This window comes from Flavobacterium cutihirudinis (assembly GCF_003385895.1).
Taxonomy (GTDB): Bacteria; Bacteroidota; Bacteroidia; order Flavobacteriales; family Flavobacteriaceae; genus Flavobacterium; species Flavobacterium cutihirudinis.
This window is the reverse complement of the sequence record NZ_QRDQ01000009.1, coordinates 676,169-696,397: the sequence shown is the minus strand read 5'-3', so window position 1 is coordinate 696,397 and position 20,229 is coordinate 676,169. Positions and strand designations below refer to the sequence as shown.

Here is a 20,229-nt window from a genome sequence, read left to right as displayed (position 1 = left end):
AAGGCACAAAGACACGAAGTTTAATTAAAAAAGGGAAAAAAAAACTTAGTGTCTTTGTGCCTTTGTGGCAAAAAATTATCGTTCGTAAAACTCAATTGGCAATAAATCAGGATCGGCGATAAAAGTAAAACGCTTTTGAGTCGTTTCATCAATTCGGATCGGTTCTGATTCTATATTTTTTGTGTTTAGAAAAGTAATTGTTTCTTCGAGATTGATTACTTCAAAAGCTAAATGTCTTAAACCAACAGCTTCCGGTCTGGAAGGTCTTTCCGGCGGATTTGGGAATGAAAATAATTCCACAACATACGAACCATTCAAAGCCAAATCCAATTTGTATGACTGGCGTTCTTCGCGATAAATTTCTCTAATAATTGTTAGACCTAAAATCTGCGTATAGAAATATTTAGATTTTTCGTAATCAGAACATAAAATGGCAATATGATGAATTTTATTAAGGGTAAGCATTATTTTTTTTGTTCAGGTTCCTGATTTAATTTTCGAATAACTTTTGCCGGATTTCCAACGGCTAATGAATTGTCTGGAATATCTTTTGTCACTACAGATCCGGCGCCAATAACGCAACCTTTTCCTATTGTAACTCCAGGACAAATAACCGAATTTCCACCAATCCAGCAGTCGTCGCCAATTGAAATTGGTTCAGCATTTTCCAGCGATTTTCTCAATTCAGCATCAAGTGGATGAGTTGCCGTATAGATTTGAACATTTGGAGCAAAAAAAACATTTGAACCAATTTGTACAGGACAACTATCAAGAACAACACAATTTACGTTAAAATAAACATTGTCGCCACAAGTTATGTTGTAACCGTAATCACAATGAAACGGAGGTTCTATATAGAAATTGCTTCCAGAATTAGGAATCAATTCTTTTAGAATTTCTCTTGCTTTTTTGGTCAATCGGTATTCTTTTACATTTAATGTATGCAATAAAATTTTTGCTTTTCGACGGTCTTTTGTTAAAACGGGATCTCCTGGCAAATAATATTCACCCGCAATCATTTTTTCTTTTTCTGTTTTCATATACGTATTACATTTTTGTCTTGGCGATTTTCTCATGTATTTTTACAGTCTCCTGCAAAGCAGCGGTACAATACCAAGGCGTTAATTCGGCTTCAAGTAAATTGGCTTTTATTGCGGGATCTGTAGCTACAAGCGCTTTTGCTTCGTCTATAGTTTCGACATTAAAAATATAGATGCCGCGATAGTTTCGGTCATTTTTCATAAAAGGTCCGGCAACAACCAGTTTCCCTTCTTTGGCTAATTTGCCAATATTAGCCATATGACCTTCAAATAATTTTTTGGTTTCTTCTTTTGAAGCGGTTGTATTAGTTCCTGATTTTAAAAGGCAAAACACATATTTCTTCATTCCATATTCATCGGCGTTAAGCGATTTTGCCAAAGCTTCATCATATTTAACTTCGGTTTCCTGAGAAAAACCTGTTGCACCATAAAGCAAGATTGCTAAAATAAAAAGTGAGTTTTTCATCTTAAATATGTTTTTAGTGTTAGAATTGTATTAAAGCAATTTCTTCAAAATAACAATTTGCCCTAAATGGTAAACATCATGCTGAATGATTCCGTGAATATGTTCATAATAAGTATGTCCGTTATTAACGTAAATTTTTGCTAATTCTTCATCCTCGAAATCTTCAAAAAAGCTATTCCATGCTTCTTGCGATTTTGCCAGATTTTGAAGCGATTGTTCCCATGCAGCTTCAGACGGGTCTAAAACCGGAACAAAATAATTATGATCTGGAGTTATAATGGTTTCGCCCTGCATACGCTCTAAAATATTTCTTCTCCATTGGATCAGATGATTGACAATCTCCCAAATCGTATTTAAATTGGGATTGATTTTCTTGTAGGCCTGTGCAGCGGTTACATTTCTCAAAGTGCCTGCCAGAGTTACTTCCAGCCATGGATTTCCATCATAAATGGATTGGTATAAATTTGAAATTCTTTTATTTTCGGACATAATTAAATGGTTTTTTGGAATTCCTAGCTAAGATACAAATTAGATATTTACAACTCATCCATGAAATTCTACAATTGGGTTATTATATATTTTTTAACTTTAAATGTTAAAATACATTTGCTTCATCAAAAACCAAAGATGACATGAAAACCAAATTATTTTTTACAATAAGCTTTCTATTTTTTACTGCATTTATTTTTGCTCAAAATACTGTTTCAGGAAAAGTAACAGATCAAAAAGGAAAACCGGTTGTAGGCGCAAACATTTATATTGACGGAACTTATGATGGAGCTACGAGTTCTGAAACTGGAGAGTTTTCTTTTGAAACCAACGAAAAGGGAAATAAATTTTTAGTAATAAGTTTTTTAATGTTCGAAACTTTCAAACAGGAAATTGATGTTGCTAATTTTAAAAACCAAACCGTAAAATTAAGAGAAGATATAAACACACTGGATGCGGTGGTTATTACAGCCGGAACTTTAGAATCCGGAGATAAAGCCAGAGTTTCTGTTTTAAAACCATTAGATATTGTAACGACAGCAGGTTCTGCAGGAAATATTGTAGCGGCTTTGCAAACTTTACCAGGAACACAAACTGTGGGCGAGGACGGACGTTTGTTTGTGCGTGGAGGTGAGGCGAGCGAAACACAAACTTTTGTTGACGGAATCAGAGTGGCACAACCTTACGGAGCAACGACAAATAATTTACCAACTAGAAGCCGATTTTCTCCTTTTTTGTTTAGCGGAATCGCTTTTTCTACAGGAGGTTATTCTGCTGAATATGGAGAAGCTTTATCAAGTGTTTTACTTTTAAATACGCAAGATGAAGCCGATCATGATAAAACAGATATCGGATTAATGACTGTTGGATTAAGTTTAGGGAATACTCAAAAATGGGATAAAAGTTCTTTAAGTGTCAATATGATGTATGTGAATTTAGCACCTTATCAGGCTGTTATTCCTCAAAATGTTGATTGGAACAATCCGTATCAGTCGCTTGGAGGTGAAACGGTTTACCGATATAACTTCACAAACGGAATCTTTAAGTTATATGCTTCTTTTGATTCGGAAAAATTCGATTTAAATCAAAAAAACATCAATTTCGAAAATCCGATCAGAACTGATTTGAATAATAATAATTTTTACTTGAATTCCTCTTATAAAGGAACCATTGGAACTGGATGGCAATTAACATCAGGAATTAGCTACGGTTACAGCAAAAATAAAGTGACTTATAATATTAGTGATATCGACAGCAAAGAAAATGCTGCACAATTGAAACTGAAGTTAACGAAAAAAGTTTCCAACTATTTTAAATTGTCTTTCGGTTCAGATTATTTTATTACAAGATACAACGAAAATTTTGCAGATAATGTTTCTATAAATGTTGATAATGGTTACGATTCTAACATTTTTGCAGCTTACGCAGAAGGGGATATTTTATTCTCTAAAAAACTGGCGATGAAAGTAGGTTTAAGATATTCAAATAATAGTTTGTTAGACGAAAACAATATTGCACCGAGAGCTTCTCTTGCCTACAAAGTTTCAAAAAGCAGTCAGTTCTCATTTGCTTACGGAGATTTTTCGCAAACACCTGTTGTAGATTACATCAAATATTCGAAATATCATCAGTTTGAAAGCGAAAAAGCCAAACATTATATTCTAAATTATCAGTTTACAAAACCAGGACAGACTTTTAGAGCTGAAGCATATTATAAAGATTATGATAATTTAGTTCAATACGATACAAAAGACATTCAGTACAATTCGGTTTTCAATAACAACGGTTCGGGTTATGCAAAAGGATTGGATATATTTTGGAGAGACAGTAATCTTTACAAAAATTTAGAATACTGGATTTCTTACTCTTATATTGATTCTGAAAGACAATATAAAAACTTTCCAAACATGGCGACTCCAAGTTTTGTAGCGAATCATAACTTATCTGTTGTAGCAAAATATTTTATTACAGACTGGAAATCTCAGGTTAGTTTAACAAACAGTTTCAGCACAGGGCGTCCGTACAACGATCCGAACAAGACGCAGTTTATGAGCGAAAAAACAAAATCATACAATAGTTTAAGTTTTAGTTGGGCGTATTTATTAACAACACAAAAAATTCTTTATTTCTCAGTTTCGAATGTTTTGGGAAATCAAAATGTTTTTGGATATGATTATGCAAAATTACCAGATGCAAACGGTGTTTATCAAAGACAAGCCGTAGTACCAACCGCTGACAGATTCTTTTTCGTTGGTTTCTTCTGGACCATTAGCCAGAATAAAAATGAGAATCAGTTGAAGAATCTTTAAAAAAGGGACAAAGAGGCAAAGGTTCAAAGGGACAAAGTTTTTTTTGCGCCTCAAAAAAATGCTAAGATTTTGGAGATAAAGATTTATAAGACTATAAAGAAACCTTTGTCCCTTTGAATCTCTGAACCTTTACACCTTTAAAAAAAAAACAATTCAGTAACCAAAATCAACAACTCAGTATCATTTAATTTTATAAGAGTAAAAACCGATATACTTTTGAAGTATAAATTAAAAGGAACAAAGAAGCAAAGTGACAAAGGTTCAAAGTTTTATAAATAATAATAAGAAAAATAAAAACTTTGAACCTTTGCAACCCTGAACCTTTGAACCTAAAAAAAGAGTTTTAATCATCAAAAAAAACTTAGCAGCTTAGAATCTTAGAAACTTAGAATCTTAAAAAAAAACAACCTTAAAAAAATAGAAATCATGACCAAAATTATTACAGTTATCACATTATTTATTTGCAGTTTATTATCTGGACAAACGCAATTTGAGCAAGGAATGACAAAAGCTTTCGGGCTTTGGAAAGAAGGAAAAAATACAGAAGCTTCGGCAATGTTTGAGAGAATTGCAGCGGCAGAGAAAAATAGTTATTTACCAAATTATTATATTGCTTTGATTAATGCAACGGCGGTATTTACTGAAAAAGACAAAACAAAAATCGATTTATTATTGACAAAAGCGCAAGATGCATTAGATATTGAAATGATAAAAGATCAGAGTAATTCAGAGCTGTATGTAATGCAGGCTTTAATTTACACAGGTTATGTAGTAGCCGATCCGATGACAAACGGAATGAAATATTCAGGTAAAGTTATGGAAGCTTACGCGAAAGCAAAAGCACTGGATCCTAACAATCCAAGAGCAGTTTTTGGAGAAGCAGATTATCAATTAGGAGGCGCAAAATGGACAGGAGTTGATACCAAACCTTTATGTGCGCAAGTTGATAAATCTATTGAACTTTTTGGTACTTTTAAACCAGCAACTCCTTTTTCTCCTAAATGGGGATTGGAAAGAGCGTTGGAAATCCAAAAAACTTGTAAATAATAAACGTATTTAACCCGATAATATGAAAGACCATAGAAATGTATTTGCCGATGTGAGAAGTGGAACGATAATTTGTTTCAAGATTTCTATGGTCTTTGCAGTTATTTTTTCAGCCTTTCTGGGAGATGATTTAAATGTTAGAAACGTTCTTGTTACATTTTTTGTAAGTTGTCTTTATTCTTTCGGATTGGGTTTTGGAAACGGTTTTATCAATGTCCTTCTCGATAAAAAATGGGACTGGCTGGAGCAGACAAACTTTAGAGTTTACTACGGAATTCTGGTTACTGTTTTGTATACCGTTCCAGTAGTTTTAGGTATCAATTATTTCATTTTTGTTGTTCTGCAAGATGTTACATTAGAAGTGTTTTTTAGTGCCAGAATGCTTTGGATACATCTTTTTTATATCATTTTATCTTTGGCGGTTTCGACCTTCATGCAGGCGAGAAGTTTTATGGTGAAATGGAAACAGGCATCAAAATTTGAGGTTACACAACAAAAGATTATTGCAGGAACGGCGAATGCAAAATTCGAAAGTTTAAAAAACCAGATTGATCCGCATTTTCTATTCAACAGTTTGAATGTTTTAAGTTCTTTGATCGAAGAAAATCCAGATAATGCACAGCGTTTTACAACTTCTTTATCTAAAATTTACAGATATGTTTTAGAACAAAAAGACAAAGAATTGGTTTCGGTTGAAGACGAATTATCATTTGCCAAAACGTACATGAATCTGTTGAAAATGCGTTTCGAAAATAGTTTGTTTTACGAATTGCCAACAGAAAACATAAATCCGGATGCCAAAGTGGTTCCGCTTTCGTTGCAGCTTTTGTTGGAGAATACTGTAAAACACAATGTTGTAAGTGAACAAAAACCATTGCATATCAGAATATTTATTGACGGAGATTATCTGGCGATACAAAATGATCTTCAGAAAAAAGAGGTTTTGCAGGACAGACAAGGTGTTGGACTTCAAAATATTGTAAATCGATACGGAATTATAACCGACAGAAAAGTGAATGTGCAGCAAGATGAGAAAAATTTCACGGTCAGAATTCCAATTTTAACAAAACAAATCGCAGTTATGGAAATGAGTGCAGAATATACCGATGAAGCAAAAGCATATTACAGAGCTAAAAAAAGAGTAGAAGAACTGAAAGGTTTCTATGGAAATGTAATTTCGTATTGTTGCGTAATCCCGTTTTTAATTTTTATCAATCTTAAATTCTCGCCAGGATTTCAATGGTTTTGGTTTTCGGCTTTAGGCTGGGGATTTGGAGTTGCCATGCATGCTTTTAAAGTTTTTGGCTATAGCGCAGATTGGGAAGAAAGAAAAATTAGAGAGATTTTAGAAAAAGATAATAAACAAAAAACGTGGAAATAATGTTGGAAAAAGATTTTACGGAAGCGGATCGTTATTATGACGCTCAAAAAAAGGTTAAAGAAATTAAGGCGTTTTATGAGCATTTAACTGTTTATGTTTTAACCAATCCGATTGTGATTGTTGTGAACTTTATGACTTCTCCAGAATATTTATGGTGTTTATGGTCTGTGATGGGTTGGGGAGTAGCGATCATTTTACATGGATTGAAAGTTTTTAGTTTGCCGCCATTCTTCAATAAAAAATGGGAAGAGCGAAAAATCAGGGAAATTTTAGAAAAAGAAAACAAACAACGACTCGAAAGTAATCATGGAAACAAATTTGAATAACAACCAGGAACAAATTGCTCTTAAAGAGATTGCAACTAAAAAAGTCATAAAACTAAAGTCATTTTACAAACATTTGTTTGTTTATCTAATTGCGATGATTCTTTTTCTTTTAAAAGAATATACAAATTTGCCTCTGAATGTATTTCCGATTAAATATTTCAATTGGGTAGTAGTAATTATTTGGACAGCAGTAATAATTGGGTCAGTGATAGATTTGGTAGCTTCTTTTATGATTTTTGATGAAGAATGGGAAGAGCGTAAAATGAGAGATATTCTTGAAAAAAAATATAAAAAACAAAAATGGGAGTAATCATGGAAATGAATTTAAACGAAGAGGAAAAATATCTTCAGGCTAGAAAAAAAGTCGAAAATATTAAAGGGTTTTATGGAAATCTAGTTGCTTTTGTATTAGTAAACGCAATTTTGATTTTTATAAATTTGTATACTTCACCAAATTATTTATGGTTTTTCTGGCCATTATTGTGGTGGGGCGTTGGTGTTCTTTTTCACGGATTGAAGGTTTTTGAAGTATTTCCTACTTTAGGAAAAGATTGGGAAGAAAGAAAAATCAAAGAATTTATGGAGAAAGAAAAACAGAATAAAAATAAGTGGCAATAATTAGATCAAAATATTATGGGACGATTTAGAAGACAAACAATGTACGAAGAGTATGCAAAACAGCATTCAGGCGAATACAGTACAGATGAAAGTTATAATGCAGCTTACAAAAAAGTAAAAAAGATTAAAGGATTTTATTCACATTTAAAGATTTACATCATTGTAAATGTGATTATTATTGTGTCAAGTTTAACGCGAGATCGTTTACCGGACGGAATTGATTTTAGCGGTTTATATGAATGGCATACTTATTCTACGGCATTCTTTTGGGGAATAGGTTTAATTGCACACGGATTATCGGTTTTTGGTTCTAATTGGTTTTTCAGCGAAGACTGGGAACAGAAGAAAATCCAAAAATATATGGACAAAGAGGCAGGAAATAAAAATAAATGGGAGTAACTTTGAAGTAGTATTTTTTCAAATTTTGCAATATAGTAAATGATCACATTAATTATAGAAGACGAAAAACCAGCGGCACGATTGCTGCAAAGAAAACTCGAAAAACTTGATGTAACAGTAGAAACAATGCTTCATTCGGTTGAGGAATCTGTTCAGTGGTTTCGAAATAATCCACATCCTGATTTGATTTTTTTGGATATTCAATTATCAGATGGTTTGTCGTTTGAAATTTTTGAAATGATAGATATCAAAAGTGCTATTATTTTTACGACAGCATACGACGAATATGCTTTAAAGGCTTTTAAACTTAATAGTATTGATTACCTTCTAAAACCAATTGATGAAGAGGATCTTGAAGTTGCAGTTTCAAAATACAAATCGAGAATTCCTAAAGCAGCGACCGAAACTTCAAATCTGCAATTGGATTTTGAACAGATTCGACAAATGTTGTCAAATCCTTTTGAAAAGACTTATAAAAAAAGATTTACGGTTAAAATTGGTCAGCATTTAAAAGTCATTACAACAGATGAAATCGAATGTTTTTTTAGCGAAAATAAAGGAACATATATTCATACGTACGATAACAGAGATTATTTGATTGATTCAACTCTGGAAATTGTAGAGCAGGAATTAGACAAGAAGGATTTCTTTCGCGTAAGCAGAAAATTTATTGTTCCGTTGAAAGCAATTAAAGAAATTCAGGTTTATACCAATTCACGATTAAAAGTGATTTTGCCAACCTATAAAGAAGATGAGGTAATTGTAAGCCGCGAAAAAGTGCAAGATTTTAAAGCTTGGCTGGGATAAAATTGATTCTATTTTTAATAGATCCCAGTTTTATATAATACTTTATTCACTACAATTTTCAAAACAATCTAAATAAAGAGCCAACGGCTCGATTCATTTTGTAGGGCTGTCCCGAAGCTTCGGGATCAATCCAGTCAGACAAAGATTGGAAACATCAATAGGCATTATTTAAAAACAAAAAATCCTTCGAAATGAAGGATTTTTTTATGTCTTATAGTTTTTTAATTATTTGCTCAATCGGTGCAAAGTATACGTCATTGCGCTTAAAAGGAAAAATGCCATAATTTGGTGAATCAATCCTAAAGCCAAAGGTACACTGTACAATAAAGTAAAAACGCCCAATAGAAACTGAATGAAAACAAAAGCAACTAAAGTTTTGATTCCGTTTGATTGTGTTTGTGTAAGGGAGAATTTTTTGCTTTTAAAGAAAAGAAAAAGAATAATCGCAACGACAACATAAGCAAAAGTTCTGTGCACAAACTGAACACCGCTTTTTCCTTCGATTAAATTTTTGATTAAAGAAGATTGCTCAATAAAAACCGATTCGTGAATAAATTCTCCGTCACTCATTAAAGGCCAGTGATTGTGAATTAATCCGGCGTTTAAACCAGCCACAAAACCACCATAAATAATCTGAATTAATAAAGCTGCTAAAGCATAACGCGCAATATTTCGAAGCGGTAATATTTTATGGATATTTCTTTCAGGATAAATCAAATCCAGCGCTACCCAAAGTGTGTATGCAAAAGTGATGAACGCAAAAGTTAAGTGTAATGAAAGTCTGAAATGGCTAACATCCGGATTATCAATTAATCCGCTTCTTACCATGAACCATCCAAGAAATCCTTGAAAACCGCCCATTGCCAAAAGAACAACACATTTTTTGATAGTATCAGTATCTAATTTCTTTTTGATTAAAAAGTAAACAAAAGGAACAAAGAAAACCAAACCAATAATACGACCAATGAAACGGTGAAACCATTCCCAGAAATAGATGAATTTATAATCGGCTAATTGAAAATCGTTATGAATATTGATTTTTTGATATTCAGGAAACTTCTTGTATTCGTCAAAAGCTGCTTGCCATTTTGCATCCGTTAATGGCGGGAAAGTATCGGTTACCAAATGCCAGTCGGTCATGGATAAACCTGAATTGGTCAAACGTGTGATACCGCCCACGACAACCATTAAAAACAATAAAACACAACCTGATAGTAACCAAATGATTACTGATTTATTCTCTTTTTTCATTTTATTAAAATACTTATTTCTCTATTTTTTTCAAGCCTAACTTTTCGGCTCTTTTAATCACAAAATTATAAGCCGCCTGATACTCATTTGGAATATCTCCTTCTAATATAGCTTCTTTTACGGCTTCTTTCAAAACTCCAATTTCGCGTGAAGGTTTTAAATCAAACATTTCCATAATTTCTTCACCAGAAATTGGCGGTTGGAAATTACGAACATGATCACGCTCTTCAACTTCTACAATTTTCTTGCGGACAAGCTCAAAGTTTTTGTGATATTTTTTGAATTTCGCTGGATTTTTGGTTGTAATATCTGCTTCACATAATGTCATTAAACTTTCTACATCTTCGCCTGCATCAAAAACCAATCGACGAACGGCGCTGTCAGTCACAAGATCCTGTGCCAAAACAATTGGGCGCGAACTCATAATAACCATTTTTTGCACAAATTTCATTTTGTGATTTAATGGCATATGCAAACGTTCGAAGATTTTCTTGGCCATTTTTCCACCAAGAAATTCATGTCCGTGAAAAGTCCATCCTTGTTTTTTGTTGAAACGTTTTGTTGGCGCTTTTCCAATATCATGAAGTAATGCCGACCAACGTAACCATACATCATCTGTATTTGGACAAATATTATCTACAACTTCAAGCGTGTGGTAAAAATTGTTTTTATGCGTATGACCTTCAATTTCCTCTACCTGATTCAGTGCAGTTAATTCAGGCAAAATAAGATCTAAAAGTCCGGTTTTGTATAAAAGTAAAAATCCGGTTGACGGTTTAGGTGTCGAAAGAATTTTATTCAATTCATCAACGATTCTTTCTCCGGAAATAATTTTGATGCGATCCGCATTTTTTGTAATCGCGTTTAATGAATTTTCTTCGATTTCAAAATTCAATTGCGTTGCAAATCGAATCGCACGAAGCATACGCAAAGGATCATCAGAATACGTAATATCAGGATCCAAAGGCGTTTTGATCGTTTTGTTTTCTAAATCGGTTAAACCATCAAATGGATCTAAAAGATCTCCAAAACTATTTTGGTTTAACGATAAAGCCAATGCATTTATAGTAAAGTCACGACGGTTTTGATCGTCCTGAAGTGTTCCGTTTTCTACAATAGGATTTCTGCTGTCACGATTATAAGATTCTTTTCGTGCGCCAACAAATTCTATATCAGTATCTTCAAAACGAAGCATTGCGGTTCCGTAAGTTTTGAAAACCTGAACTTTTGGTTTATTAGGAAGTAAATCCGAAACTTTAAGGGCTAATTCGATTCCGCTTCCAACTGCAACAACATCAATGTCTTTTTTAGAACCTCGATTTAAGATTAAATCACGAACAAATCCGCCGATTACATAAGAGTCAACGTTTAATTCCTGAGAAGCTTTCGAAATGATATCGAAGATTTTGTTTTGTAGAGCAGTTTTATAGTTTGTTTGTATAGCCACGAATTCAATTTTTGAATAAAAATGCATTTTAAATTTAAGTAGAAATAAAATGCATGCAAATTTACAACATAGAAAATGCCTATTATAATCTACAGCTCACTTTTTTGAACAATTTCACATTTTGAAGCATCAATTTTTATGAATCGAGAAGGAGCTGCCACGAATTTCGCGAATTTTCACGAATTTATTTTTTATTCTGCCACAGATTAAAAGGATTAAATGGATTAAAAAATCTGTGTGAAACTTTTTAATCTTTGGCAAAAAAAACTTTATAATCTAGGTAAAAAATAATTAGTGGAAATTAGTGTAATTCGTGGCGAAAAAAATCATTTATAATATCATAAAACAAATCAATTACGATAATCTGTTTTTTAGAAATTCAATTTGTATTTTTGAAACATACAAAAACGTACACATGAAAATTGTTATATCTCCAGCGAAGTCATTAAATTTCGAAAAAGAATTACCAACATCTCAATATACTGAACCTTCATTTTTAAAAGAAGCAAGAGTAGTTCATAAAGTAGTAAAAACGAAAAAGCCATCTGAATTATCTGAATTAATGTCAATTTCAGATAAACTTGCGGATTTAAACTGGAAAAGAAATCAAGAATGGAAAACTCCTTTTACACCAGAAAATGCACGCCCAGCTGTTTATACTTTTGATGGTGATGTTTATACAGGTTTAGATGCTTATACAATTCCGCTAGAGAAATTAGATGTTTTACAAGATAAATTAAGAATATTATCGGGACTTTATGGTCTTTTAAAACCTTTAGATTTAATGCAGGCGTACCGTTTAGAAATGGGGACAAAAATGCCGGTTGGAGAATCTAAAAACCTTCATGAATTTTGGAAACCAACAGTAACAAAAGCATTAAACAAGGAATTGAAAAAAGGCGAGTTGTTTGTCAATTTGGCAAGTAATGAATATTTTTCTGCTGTTGATGTAAAAGCTTTAAAAGTGCCGGTAATTACTCCGGACTTTAAAGATTATAAAGACGGAAAACTAAAAATGATCAGTTTCTTTGCGAAAAAGGCGAGAGGTATGATGGTGCGTTATATTATTGATACCAACGCTGAAACGATTGATGATTTAAAAGGTTTCAATTACGAAGGATATCAGTTTGATGCGAATCTTTCAAAAGGAAATCATTTGGTTTTTACAAGATGATTTTTTTAAGTTACAAAGGGGCAAAGTGACAAAGGTTCAGAGGTTTTTTTAAAAGATTCTAAGCCGCTAAGAAACTAAGGTTCTAAGGTTTTCTATTAGAGAGCTGAAGGCTCGGTACATATTGTAGGCAGGGATTTCAATCCCTGAAGAGATGAAATAAAAAGATTCTAAATTCCTAAGTTCTTTAACCGCAAAGAGCACAAAAGTTTATAAACTGAAAACTGAAAACTGAGACTGAGAACTGCGACTATAAAAAATAAACGCCGAATTCAATTGAGAATTCGGCGTTTCTGCGTATTATAAAATTATTATTATTAATGCATTGCGTCGGCTGCACTAATTTTGTTCTTCCCTTTTTTGATAAAGAGAATAATCGGTATACAACATAAAAACATAATTCCTAAATAAAGGAAGATATCCATATAAGCCATTACAGTACTTTGCTTCATTATAGAATAGTCGATAGCTTGATAGGCTTTCTTTAAAGCAACATCTGCACTATAACCTTTTGCCATAAAAGCGTGTTGCATTCCTGCAAGACGTTGCTGCACTTCAAATTTGGCTGGATCTAAATTATTGATTAGATCTACTCTGTGAGATTGGCTAAAACGTGTTATAAAAGTGGTAATAATAGCAATACCAAAAGAACCACCCAACTGTCTCATCATTCCGGTAAAGGCAGCACCTTCACCAATTTGTTTTCCTTTCAAAGTAGAAAGCGACAGTGTTGTAATAGGTACAAATAGTAATCCTAAACCAATTCCTCTTAAGATTAATGGCCAGTACATATGTTCTACACCAGTATCTGGAGTCATTCGGCTGTACATCATAAAGGTAAAGAAGAAGAAAATTAAAAATCCTACTCCAACCATATAACCTTGTGGCACACCTTTCTGAATCATATTTCCAACAAATGGCATCATAATAGCCGTTGTGATAGATCCCGGAATTAATAATAATCCTGCATCAGTTGCTGTCCATCCTAAAATAGATTGCGTGTAAATTGGGATAATTAATGTTGAGCCATATAAACCAAAACCAAGAATGAAACACATTACAGTCCCGATTCTTAAATTTCCATCTTTTAGAACGCTTAAGTTTACGATTGGATGTTTATAAGTAAGCTCTCTCCATATAAATAATACCAATCCAAGAACCGTTACAACACTTAGTGTAACAATTAAAGAATCATTAAACCAGTCGTCTTGTTGTCCGTGTTCCAATACGAATTGTAAAGATCCAATAAAAGTACTCAACAAAATAATTCCCCACCAGTCTACCTGATTGGCTTTTAATTTTTCTCCGTATTTCGGACTTCTAACAAAAGTTAAAGCCAAAATTGTAGCAATAATCCCTAATGGAATATTGATATAGAAAATATAAGGCCAAGAATAATTATCTACTAAATATCCTCCCAATGGCGGACCAAGAGTTGGACCAACAATTACACCCATTCCGTAAATAGCTTGAGCCATTCCACGTTTTGCAACAGGATAACTTTCTGTAATAATCGTTTGGGCTGTTACAAGTAGCGCTCCACCACCCATACCTTGTACGAATCGGAAGGCTACAAGTTCCCAAATATTTGTGGCATTACCACACAAAAAGGAGCAGACGGTAAAAATTATGATCGAAGCCACAAAATAATTACGTCGTCCAAATTGCTGCGATAGCCAGCTCGTCATCGGAATTACAATAACATTCGCAATTGCGTATGCTGTAATTACCCACGCCACATCAGTCAGGGTTGCACCAAGGCTTCCTCGCATATCTGTCAGCGCTACGTTTACAATCGTAGTATCTACAATTTCCAGCAATGCACAAAGTACTGCCGTAATCGTAATGATCACACGTCTGTAGCCGTATTCTACTAAATCGTCGTCTGCTTGTACTGCTGTTGCCATTTATATTATTTCAAATGTACGTCTACATCTACATTCATTCCTGGGCGTAATAATTTTACTTTTTCAGGATCGTTTGAAGGATCTAAACTAATTTTTACAGGTAATCTCTGAATTGTTTTTACGAAGTTTCCTGTTGCATTATCAGGAGGTAATAATGAAAAACGAGATCCTGTAGCAGGCGAAAATGAAGTTACAATTCCTTTGAATTCATAGTTTGGATAAGCATCAACTTTTAAGCTTACTTTTTGTCCCACAACCATTTTGTTTAATTGTGTTTCTTTGAAGTTTGCTACAACCCAAGCTTCGTTGTTATTAATAATATAAAATAAAGATTGTCCTGGTTGAACTAATTGTCCTGGCTGAATATCAACTTTAGAAACCTGACCGTCGATCGCTGCAGTTACTACAGTATAAGTAAGATTTAAATGCGCTACGTCCAACATTGTTTTAGCTCTTTTAATATTAGCTGCTGCCACTTCAGTTTGTTTATCAGAAGCTTTAGATTTAGATTCGATAACCGATTTTTGGTAAGAACTTGCTCTTTGTTGTTGTTCCAAAACACGCACTTGATTTTCAGCTTCTTCTTTTGCTGTTAAAGCCTGCTCATATTGTTGTTTTGTAATTGTGTGCGTTTTATACAAATTATTATAACGGTTGTAATCGTTTGTAAGCTGTCTCAATCTAATTTTAGCGCTTTCGATAGAACCGCTTGCAGATCTCATTTGAGCATCAGAAACAGAAATACTTGCGTTAGCACTTCCAATATCTGCTTTTGCTGCTTCATATTGGCTTTCAGCTCCTAATAATGCTGCATTTGCTTCATCAATCTTCAACTGATAATCTCTCTTGTCGATTGTAAACAAAGTATCTCCTTTTTTTACAAAATCATTATCTTTCACATAAACTTTACTAATGTATCCTGAAACTCTAGGAATAATAGGATTCATTTTTTTCTCGATTTGAGCATCATCCGTTTCTTCGTGTGCCTGAGAGTGTAAGTATTTTGATATTCCGTAAGTTCCTCCCACTAAAACCAAAACGGTTAGTATGATGATGAATTTTTTATTTGTCTTTTTCTTTTCCATGAGAGCTATCGATTATATTTTAGAAAGATTGAATGATTGTGAAATTTGTCCTGTTGCCGTAAGCAATTCATAATACTTCTGAATGATATTGGCTTTTGATAATGCTTTGTTAATTTGTGTACTTAATTGATCTACATCTGCTTCAAGTAAATCATTTGTATCTGATAAACCGTTATCGTACTTATCTTTTACAAGACGGTAATTTTCAGATGCTTGAGCCACAGCTTGTTCAAAAACTGCATCTTGACTAATCGCTAAATCATAATCTTCAGCTGCTTTTTGAACTTGTACTTTAATATGGTCGGTCAAAATTTCTTCAGAATGTTTAACTTCTTCAGATTTGCTTTCAGCCGCTTTAACATTGTTGCTGTTTTTTATTAAACCAGACAAATCGTAAGAAAGACCAACTCCAACATTGGTTAAATTGGTAGCATTTACAAAGTTTTTAACATCTAATAAAGCGTAACCACCTAAAAGAACAATTGAAGGATAGTAGCTGCTTTTTGCAATCTTTATATTGTTTTCGCTAGCTTTACTTTGTAAGCGAACAGACTCTAAATCTTTTCTGTTTTCTAATGCAATTTGCGTATCAGATTGTAAAACACGAGGCTCAAACTTCGTTAAATCAGCTTCATTAACAACAATTTTAGTATTTGGATCCATTTTAAGAAGGGTTACCAAATAATAATTTGTAATACTCACATTATTTTTAGCTTCATCAACCAATAATTGAACTCTCGAAAGTTGCAATTGCGCTTTTAAAAGGTCATTTTTTGGAATGATTCCGTTTTTCTCCAATTCAATAAAATCGGTTACACGTTGTTGTGTACTTTTTTTGTTTTCCTCTAATAATTCAAGACTTTTTTGTGCTTTATATAAGTTGGTATAATACTGTACCGTACGTAAAGCAACATCTTCTTTAGTTTTTACTGCACTAGCACTTTCTGCCAAGTACATATTATTACGAAGGTCAACATTATTCTGAATTTTAAATCCAGAAAAAAGTGGCATTGTAACTCCCGCTTGAGCAAAAACAACTTGATTCATTTTTGGAGCAGCTCCGGCAGAACCATCAGAAGAATTATCACTAGATTGTGATTCCATGTGAATGTTTGCTGTTGGAAAATATTGATATTGTGACGACAATTTAAGATCAGGATACTGACTGTCTTTTGCAGTTTGCAATTCATATTTTTTTGAGTTTACCTTAGAATTGGCAAGTGAAGATTCACTACTTTTTTCCCAAGCCAGTTTTACGGCTTCGTCTAAGGTTAAACTTGTTTTTTCTTGTGCTTCTAATGAAGATATTCCTATAAAGAAAACTCCAAAGAGCATTAATTGACTAATTTTCATAAACAAGTAGCGCTTTTATAGTTTGTTGAATGTGCCTTGTGAGACTGGTTTTTATGTAATTGTTATACATTTCTTCGGTATTCAGATTTAGTAATTCTTCGAAGAAAAATTTATTCATATGAAAATGAAAATAAGTTCCAATTATTGTTGGCGTGATTAGCGGAATGATGACATCTTTTCGAAAAACACCTTTATCTTGGCCTTGTTTTATAATAGTTTCAACAGATTTTAAATTTTCCCTTTTTAATTCTGAAAAAGCAATTAGACTTTTTTCAATCTTTTTTGAGGTAAGTTCAAAATGTAAAACTCTGAAAATGCCTTTGTTACAGCTAATTCTATTAATGTAAATTTCGATTAATTTATTGACTTTATCAAGAGGTTCGATATTTTCGTGCAACAAATTTTCGAGTTGAAGCTTTAAATCTGAAGTTTTGTAAATGATTAAAGACTCTAAAAGTCTTTCTTTCGAACCAAAATAATACGAAACCATGGCAATGTTAATTTTTGCATGTTTTGAAATGTCCCGTATAGAAGTCCCTTCAAATCCTTTCTCAGAAAATAGCTTTTCTGCAACCTCAAGAATCTGAATTTTTTTATCGTTCAATTCGATGTTTGACATGGTATTGTTTCTAATCGAATGCAAAATTAAACAGTTGTTTAATTTAAACGCTTGTTTAATTTTATTTTAACATAATATTAACATAAATCGGTTTCGATAATTTATGTTAAATTATGCTTTATACTTTAAAGTAAAAAAGCCTGAAAACTCTATTTTTTCAGGCTTAATATTTTAATTAATCTTTAGGTAGTTTTACTTCTTTGAAAATTCCTATATTAGAAAATGAGCTAATTTTAGTTTTGTTTTTTGGAGTTAGATCATATCGTATATTAGAAATAATTTCATCTTTTTGCGATACTTTTAAATCTTCAATTGATATTTCTGAAACAATATTTGAGATTTTTGTCCTGATGAAAATATTTGTCTTTTTGAATTTCAAAATATCCAAATGTTCAGGTTCCATACTTGTAATATCATTTAAATTATAAAAGAAAAGACTGTCTCGAGATTCTTTAAATGTTTCAAATTGATATTGTTTGTAACCTTGAGTTCTAAGTACAAAACCTTCATTTTGAAAAATCTTAGCTTTAATTTTAATTCCCTTTTCTTCACTATTCTTAATTTTTAAAGGTATAAAGATTTTTTCAGGAGTTATCTGGCCATCAAGTTCTTCGCAGATAACACCAGAAATATTTTGTTTTGTCGGAATAGTTTCAAAATATTGAAAAGGTAATGATTCCGCATTATTAATATCAAATACATCAATTGAATCTAGAATAACATATCCAAATTTGTGTGAATCGCGTCCTCCCCAAGCGTCGTATTTATAAATAACTTTAGAAGAATTTTCAATTTTTTGAACAAAAAGTTCTGAAATTTTCCAACTGAAATCACAACTCATATTTAAAAAGAGAGCTATTAAAAATAACAACGTTTTAAAACATTTCATTAATTTTTTTAGAATTTTAATTATCGAATCTCTCCAACAAATTCAGCAATTTTTCCGCTTCCACTTTCGCTCAAATGTTTAATAAAAGCACTTCCAATAATTGCGCCTTTAGCATATTTCGTAGCCTGATTGAAAGTTTCTTTATTTGAAATTCCGAAACCAACAATTTGAGGGTTTTTCAAATTCATGTTTCCAATTCTTTCGAAATAAGTTTCCTGAGTATTTCCAAAACCAGATTGCGACCCCGTAACACTCGCAGAACTTACCATATAAATAAATCCGTTTGAAACGCTGTCGATAAAACGAATACGTTCATCTGAAGTTTGAGGCGTAATCAAAAACACGTTTATTAATCCGTATTTTTCAAAAATAGTTTTGTATTCCTCAGCATAAACATCAACCGGAAGATCTGGAATAATTAAACCGTCAATTCCAATTTCAGCACATTTTGCACAAAAAGCTTCAACGCCATATTGCAACATCGGATTAAAATATCCCATAATAATCAACGGAATTTTTACGCTTTCGCGGATGTTCTTCAGCTGGTCGAAAAGAATTTGAGTTGTCATTCCGTTATGAAGTGCCTGTGTAGAACTCGCCTGGATCGTTGGTCCGTCTGCCAAAGGATCACTAAATGGTAATCCTATTTCGATTAAATCGACTCCGTTTTTTTCTAAATCCTGAATAATCTGAACCGTATCATTCAAATTTGGATATCCTGCAGAAAAATAGATAGAAAGTATCTTTTTATCTTCTTGTAATTTTTGAGTTATTCTGTTCATTTTAATATCGTTTTTTCATTCCTGCAAGGTTTTCGAGACCTTGTAGGTTTTTATTTTGAGTAATTTTTATGTATACCTACAAGGTTTCGAAAACCTTGCAGGAAATTAAACGGTTATAATTCTAGTTGTCCAATTATCATTTTGTTTCTCGACCAATAATAATCCTGAATCTGAGTCATTCATTTGTCCAATTAATTCTCCTTTATTATTCCAAAAAGCACTTTGTCCTGCTGATGCTGAACCCCATGATTCTCCGCTGAAATTTGACATTAAAACATTCATTTTATGTTTTTCAGCATAACTCTGTAAATCTCTGTATGCGTTCGGAATTCCGTTTGGCGAAAAGAAAATACTCGCAATATAAATATCTGCGTCATTTTTTTTAGCATTTTCAGGATGCTTTGGATTATCGATATCAGCACAAATTGCAAATGAAATTTTCTGATTTTCAATTTCAAGCATCGGATTATTATCAAACGAAGATTGGAAAAATTGATCTTCGCCTTCATGTAAAAATTGTTTTGTATAAATAGAAACCGAATCGTTTGGAGAAATAATAAATTCGCCAATAAATAGCTGATTTTCGATTAAAATTGGAGCACCGGCAACAATGGTAATAGTATTATCAGTAGCTAAATCTTTCAGGTGATCTATTCTGTAATCATCTTCGGCGAAAGCCAGATCCAGAGCATTTTCTCTTTCATAACCAGTAATTGACATCTCTGGAAAAACAATTAATTGAGCCCCATTTTGTGCAGCCAATTCAATAAGCTGATAATGGTCTAATAAATTTGAAGCAATGTTTCCACGTTTTGGTTTGGTTTGTGCTGCCGCTAAAATCAT

The 20,229-nt window shown here is 32.8% G+C and carries 22 protein-coding genes; 9 read left to right on the top strand and 13 right to left on the bottom strand.

Annotated features, from left to right (window positions below; all coding sequences use genetic code 11):
• Nucleotides 1-75: 75 nt before the first annotated feature.
• Genes gloA2 through BD847_RS13805 form a run of 4 tightly spaced genes read right to left on the bottom strand, consistent with a single transcriptional unit; the run spans nt 76 to nt 1,995 of the window.
• Entirely contained in the window at nt 76-465 is a 390-nt protein-coding gene (gene gloA2, locus BD847_RS13820) for an SMU1112c/YaeR family gloxylase I-like metalloprotein (RefSeq protein ID WP_115888852.1), read from the bottom strand.
• Nucleotides 465-1,040 carry a sugar O-acetyltransferase gene (locus BD847_RS13815; protein ID WP_115889025.1) on the bottom strand — a complete coding sequence of 192 codons (576 nt, stop codon included), beginning with the start codon at nt 1,038-1,040 and terminating at the stop codon, nt 465-467. Before BD847_RS13815 ends, gloA2 begins: the two co-directional genes overlap by 1 nt.
• Nucleotides 1,041-1,047: 7 nt before the next feature.
• Nucleotides 1,048-1,506: a YciI family protein gene (locus tag BD847_RS13810; protein WP_115888851.1), complete on the bottom strand. Its 459-nt coding sequence runs from the start codon at nt 1,504-1,506 to the stop codon at nt 1,048-1,050.
• A gap of 30 nt (nt 1,507-1,536) precedes the next feature.
• On the bottom strand, nt 1,537-1,995 hold the full coding sequence (locus BD847_RS13805) for a DinB family protein (protein ID WP_115888850.1): 459 nt from the start codon (nt 1,993-1,995) through the stop codon (nt 1,537-1,539).
• A 143-nt stretch (nt 1,996-2,138) separates the two neighbouring features.
• Here BD847_RS13805 and BD847_RS13800 point away from each other — a divergent pair, with 143 nt between their 5' ends.
• From BD847_RS13800 to BD847_RS13765, 8 genes are all read left to right on the top strand, one after another.
• Nucleotides 2,139-4,304, top strand: a complete 2,166-nt coding sequence (locus BD847_RS13800; RefSeq protein WP_115888849.1) for a TonB-dependent receptor — start codon at nt 2,139-2,141, stop codon at nt 4,302-4,304.
• A gap of 426 nt (nt 4,305-4,730) precedes the next feature.
• Nucleotides 4,731-5,351 carry a hypothetical protein gene (locus BD847_RS13795; protein WP_115888848.1) on the top strand — a complete coding sequence of 207 codons (621 nt, stop codon included), beginning with the start codon at nt 4,731-4,733 and terminating at the stop codon, nt 5,349-5,351.
• Nucleotides 5,352-5,373: 22 nt separating this feature from the next.
• Nucleotides 5,374-6,732 (top strand): 2TM domain-containing protein, encoded by a 1,359-nt coding sequence (locus BD847_RS13790; RefSeq protein WP_115888847.1) that lies wholly within the window; start codon nt 5,374-5,376, stop codon nt 6,730-6,732.
• The gene (locus tag BD847_RS13785) at nt 6,732-7,058 is read left to right on the top strand and encodes a 2TM domain-containing protein (RefSeq protein ID WP_394336453.1); all 327 of its coding nucleotides are present in this window, start codon (nt 6,732-6,734) and stop codon (nt 7,056-7,058) included. The genes BD847_RS13790 and BD847_RS13785 overlap by 1 nt, the downstream gene beginning before the upstream one ends.
• A complete protein-coding gene (locus BD847_RS13780) occupies nt 7,039-7,368 on the top strand; it encodes a 2TM domain-containing protein (protein WP_115888846.1) in 330 nt (109 codons plus the stop codon). Before BD847_RS13785 ends, BD847_RS13780 begins: the two co-directional genes overlap by 20 nt.
• On the top strand, nt 7,359-7,676 hold the full coding sequence (locus BD847_RS13775; RefSeq protein ID WP_115888845.1) for a 2TM domain-containing protein: 318 nt from the start codon (nt 7,359-7,361) through the stop codon (nt 7,674-7,676). The genes BD847_RS13780 and BD847_RS13775 overlap by 10 nt, the downstream gene beginning before the upstream one ends.
• A gap of 15 nt (nt 7,677-7,691) precedes the next feature.
• Entirely contained in the window at nt 7,692-8,075 is a 384-nt protein-coding gene (locus BD847_RS13770) for a 2TM domain-containing protein (RefSeq protein WP_115888844.1), read from the top strand.
• 39 nt (nt 8,076-8,114) lie between these two features.
• Nucleotides 8,115-8,882 carry a LytR/AlgR family response regulator transcription factor gene (locus tag BD847_RS13765; protein ID WP_115888843.1) on the top strand — a complete coding sequence of 256 codons (768 nt, stop codon included), beginning with the start codon at nt 8,115-8,117 and terminating at the stop codon, nt 8,880-8,882.
• Nucleotides 8,883-9,107: 225 nt separating this feature from the next.
• On the opposite strand, the gene BD847_RS13760 is transcribed toward BD847_RS13765, so the two are convergent.
• Nucleotides 9,108-10,133 (bottom strand): COX15/CtaA family protein, encoded by a 1,026-nt coding sequence (locus BD847_RS13760; RefSeq protein ID WP_115888842.1) that lies wholly within the window; start codon nt 10,131-10,133, stop codon nt 9,108-9,110.
• Nucleotides 10,134-10,146: 13 nt separating this feature from the next.
• Nucleotides 10,147-11,607 carry a CCA tRNA nucleotidyltransferase gene (locus tag BD847_RS13755; RefSeq protein WP_115888841.1) on the bottom strand — a complete coding sequence of 487 codons (1,461 nt, stop codon included), beginning with the start codon at nt 11,605-11,607 and terminating at the stop codon, nt 10,147-10,149.
• A 388-nt stretch (nt 11,608-11,995) separates the two neighbouring features.
• Here BD847_RS13755 and yaaA point away from each other — a divergent pair, with 388 nt between their 5' ends.
• Nucleotides 11,996-12,754 carry a peroxide stress protein YaaA gene (yaaA, locus tag BD847_RS13750; protein WP_115888840.1) on the top strand — a complete coding sequence of 253 codons (759 nt, stop codon included), beginning with the start codon at nt 11,996-11,998 and terminating at the stop codon, nt 12,752-12,754.
• Between the two features lie 314 nt (nt 12,755-13,068).
• On the opposite strand, the gene BD847_RS13745 is transcribed toward yaaA, so the two are convergent.
• From BD847_RS13745 to BD847_RS13715, 7 genes are all read right to left on the bottom strand, one after another.
• Nucleotides 13,069-14,658, bottom strand: a complete 1,590-nt coding sequence (locus BD847_RS13745; protein WP_115888839.1) for an MDR family MFS transporter — start codon at nt 14,656-14,658, stop codon at nt 13,069-13,071.
• 5 nt (nt 14,659-14,663) lie between these two features.
• Nucleotides 14,664-15,743, bottom strand: coding sequence for an HlyD family secretion protein (locus BD847_RS13740; RefSeq protein WP_115888838.1), 1,080 nt, complete (start codon nt 15,741-15,743; stop codon nt 14,664-14,666).
• 12 nt (nt 15,744-15,755) lie between these two features.
• On the bottom strand, nt 15,756-17,096 hold the full coding sequence (locus tag BD847_RS13735; RefSeq protein ID WP_115888837.1) for a TolC family protein: 1,341 nt from the start codon (nt 17,094-17,096) through the stop codon (nt 15,756-15,758).
• Complete coding sequence (locus BD847_RS13730; protein WP_115888836.1) at nt 17,086-17,715, bottom strand: TetR/AcrR family transcriptional regulator; 630 nt, start codon at nt 17,713-17,715, stop codon at nt 17,086-17,088. Before BD847_RS13730 ends, BD847_RS13735 begins: the two co-directional genes overlap by 11 nt.
• A 175-nt stretch (nt 17,716-17,890) precedes the next feature.
• Entirely contained in the window at nt 17,891-18,556 is a 666-nt protein-coding gene (locus BD847_RS13725; RefSeq protein ID WP_115888835.1) for a hypothetical protein, read from the bottom strand.
• 68 nt (nt 18,557-18,624) lie between these two features.
• Entirely contained in the window at nt 18,625-19,386 is a 762-nt protein-coding gene (trpA, locus tag BD847_RS13720; RefSeq protein WP_115888834.1) for a tryptophan synthase subunit alpha, read from the bottom strand.
• A 105-nt stretch (nt 19,387-19,491) separates the two neighbouring features.
• Entirely contained in the window at nt 19,492-20,229 is a 738-nt protein-coding gene (locus BD847_RS13715) for a carbon-nitrogen hydrolase family protein (RefSeq protein ID WP_115888833.1), read from the bottom strand.

Bases quoted from the DNA above. Each gene is read 5' to 3' on its own strand.
- gloA2 (WP_115888852.1), bottom strand. From the start codon at position 465: ATGCTTACCCTTAATAAAATTCATCATATTGCCATTTTATGTTCTGAT.
- BD847_RS13815 (WP_115889025.1), bottom strand. From the start codon at position 1,040: ATGAAAACAGAAAAAGAAAAAATGATTGCGGGTGAATATTATTTGCCA.
- BD847_RS13810 (WP_115888851.1), bottom strand. From the start codon at position 1,506: ATGAAAAACTCACTTTTTATTTTAGCAATCTTGCTTTATGGTGCAACA.
- BD847_RS13805 (WP_115888850.1), bottom strand. From the start codon at position 1,995: ATGTCCGAAAATAAAAGAATTTCAAATTTATACCAATCCATTTATGAT.
- BD847_RS13800 (WP_115888849.1), top strand. From the start codon at position 2,139: ATGAAAACCAAATTATTTTTTACAATAAGCTTTCTATTTTTTACTGCA.
- BD847_RS13795 (WP_115888848.1), top strand. From the start codon at position 4,731: ATGACCAAAATTATTACAGTTATCACATTATTTATTTGCAGTTTATTA.
- BD847_RS13790 (WP_115888847.1), top strand. From the start codon at position 5,374: ATGAAAGACCATAGAAATGTATTTGCCGATGTGAGAAGTGGAACGATA.
- BD847_RS13785 (WP_394336453.1), top strand. From the start codon at position 6,732: ATGTTGGAAAAAGATTTTACGGAAGCGGATCGTTATTATGACGCTCAA.
- BD847_RS13780 (WP_115888846.1), top strand. From the start codon at position 7,039: ATGGAAACAAATTTGAATAACAACCAGGAACAAATTGCTCTTAAAGAG.
- BD847_RS13775 (WP_115888845.1), top strand. From the start codon at position 7,359: ATGGGAGTAATCATGGAAATGAATTTAAACGAAGAGGAAAAATATCTT.
- BD847_RS13770 (WP_115888844.1), top strand. From the start codon at position 7,692: ATGGGACGATTTAGAAGACAAACAATGTACGAAGAGTATGCAAAACAG.
- BD847_RS13765 (WP_115888843.1), top strand. From the start codon at position 8,115: ATGATCACATTAATTATAGAAGACGAAAAACCAGCGGCACGATTGCTG.
- BD847_RS13760 (WP_115888842.1), bottom strand. From the start codon at position 10,133: ATGAAAAAAGAGAATAAATCAGTAATCATTTGGTTACTATCAGGTTGT.
- BD847_RS13755 (WP_115888841.1), bottom strand. From the start codon at position 11,607: ATGCATTTTTATTCAAAAATTGAATTCGTGGCTATACAAACAAACTAT.
- yaaA (WP_115888840.1), top strand. From the start codon at position 11,996: ATGAAAATTGTTATATCTCCAGCGAAGTCATTAAATTTCGAAAAAGAA.
- BD847_RS13745 (WP_115888839.1), bottom strand. From the start codon at position 14,658: ATGGCAACAGCAGTACAAGCAGACGACGATTTAGTAGAATACGGCTAC.
- BD847_RS13740 (WP_115888838.1), bottom strand. From the start codon at position 15,743: ATGGAAAAGAAAAAGACAAATAAAAAATTCATCATCATACTAACCGTT.
- BD847_RS13735 (WP_115888837.1), bottom strand. From the start codon at position 17,096: ATGAAAATTAGTCAATTAATGCTCTTTGGAGTTTTCTTTATAGGAATA.
- BD847_RS13730 (WP_115888836.1), bottom strand. From the start codon at position 17,715: ATGTCAAACATCGAATTGAACGATAAAAAAATTCAGATTCTTGAGGTT.
- BD847_RS13725 (WP_115888835.1), bottom strand. From the start codon at position 18,556: ATGAGTTGTGATTTCAGTTGGAAAATTTCAGAACTTTTTGTTCAAAAA.
- trpA (WP_115888834.1), bottom strand. From the start codon at position 19,386: ATGAACAGAATAACTCAAAAATTACAAGAAGATAAAAAGATACTTTCT.
- BD847_RS13715 (WP_115888833.1), bottom strand. From the start codon at position 20,229: ATGATTTTAGCGGCAGCACAAACCAAACCAAAACGTGGAAACATTGCT.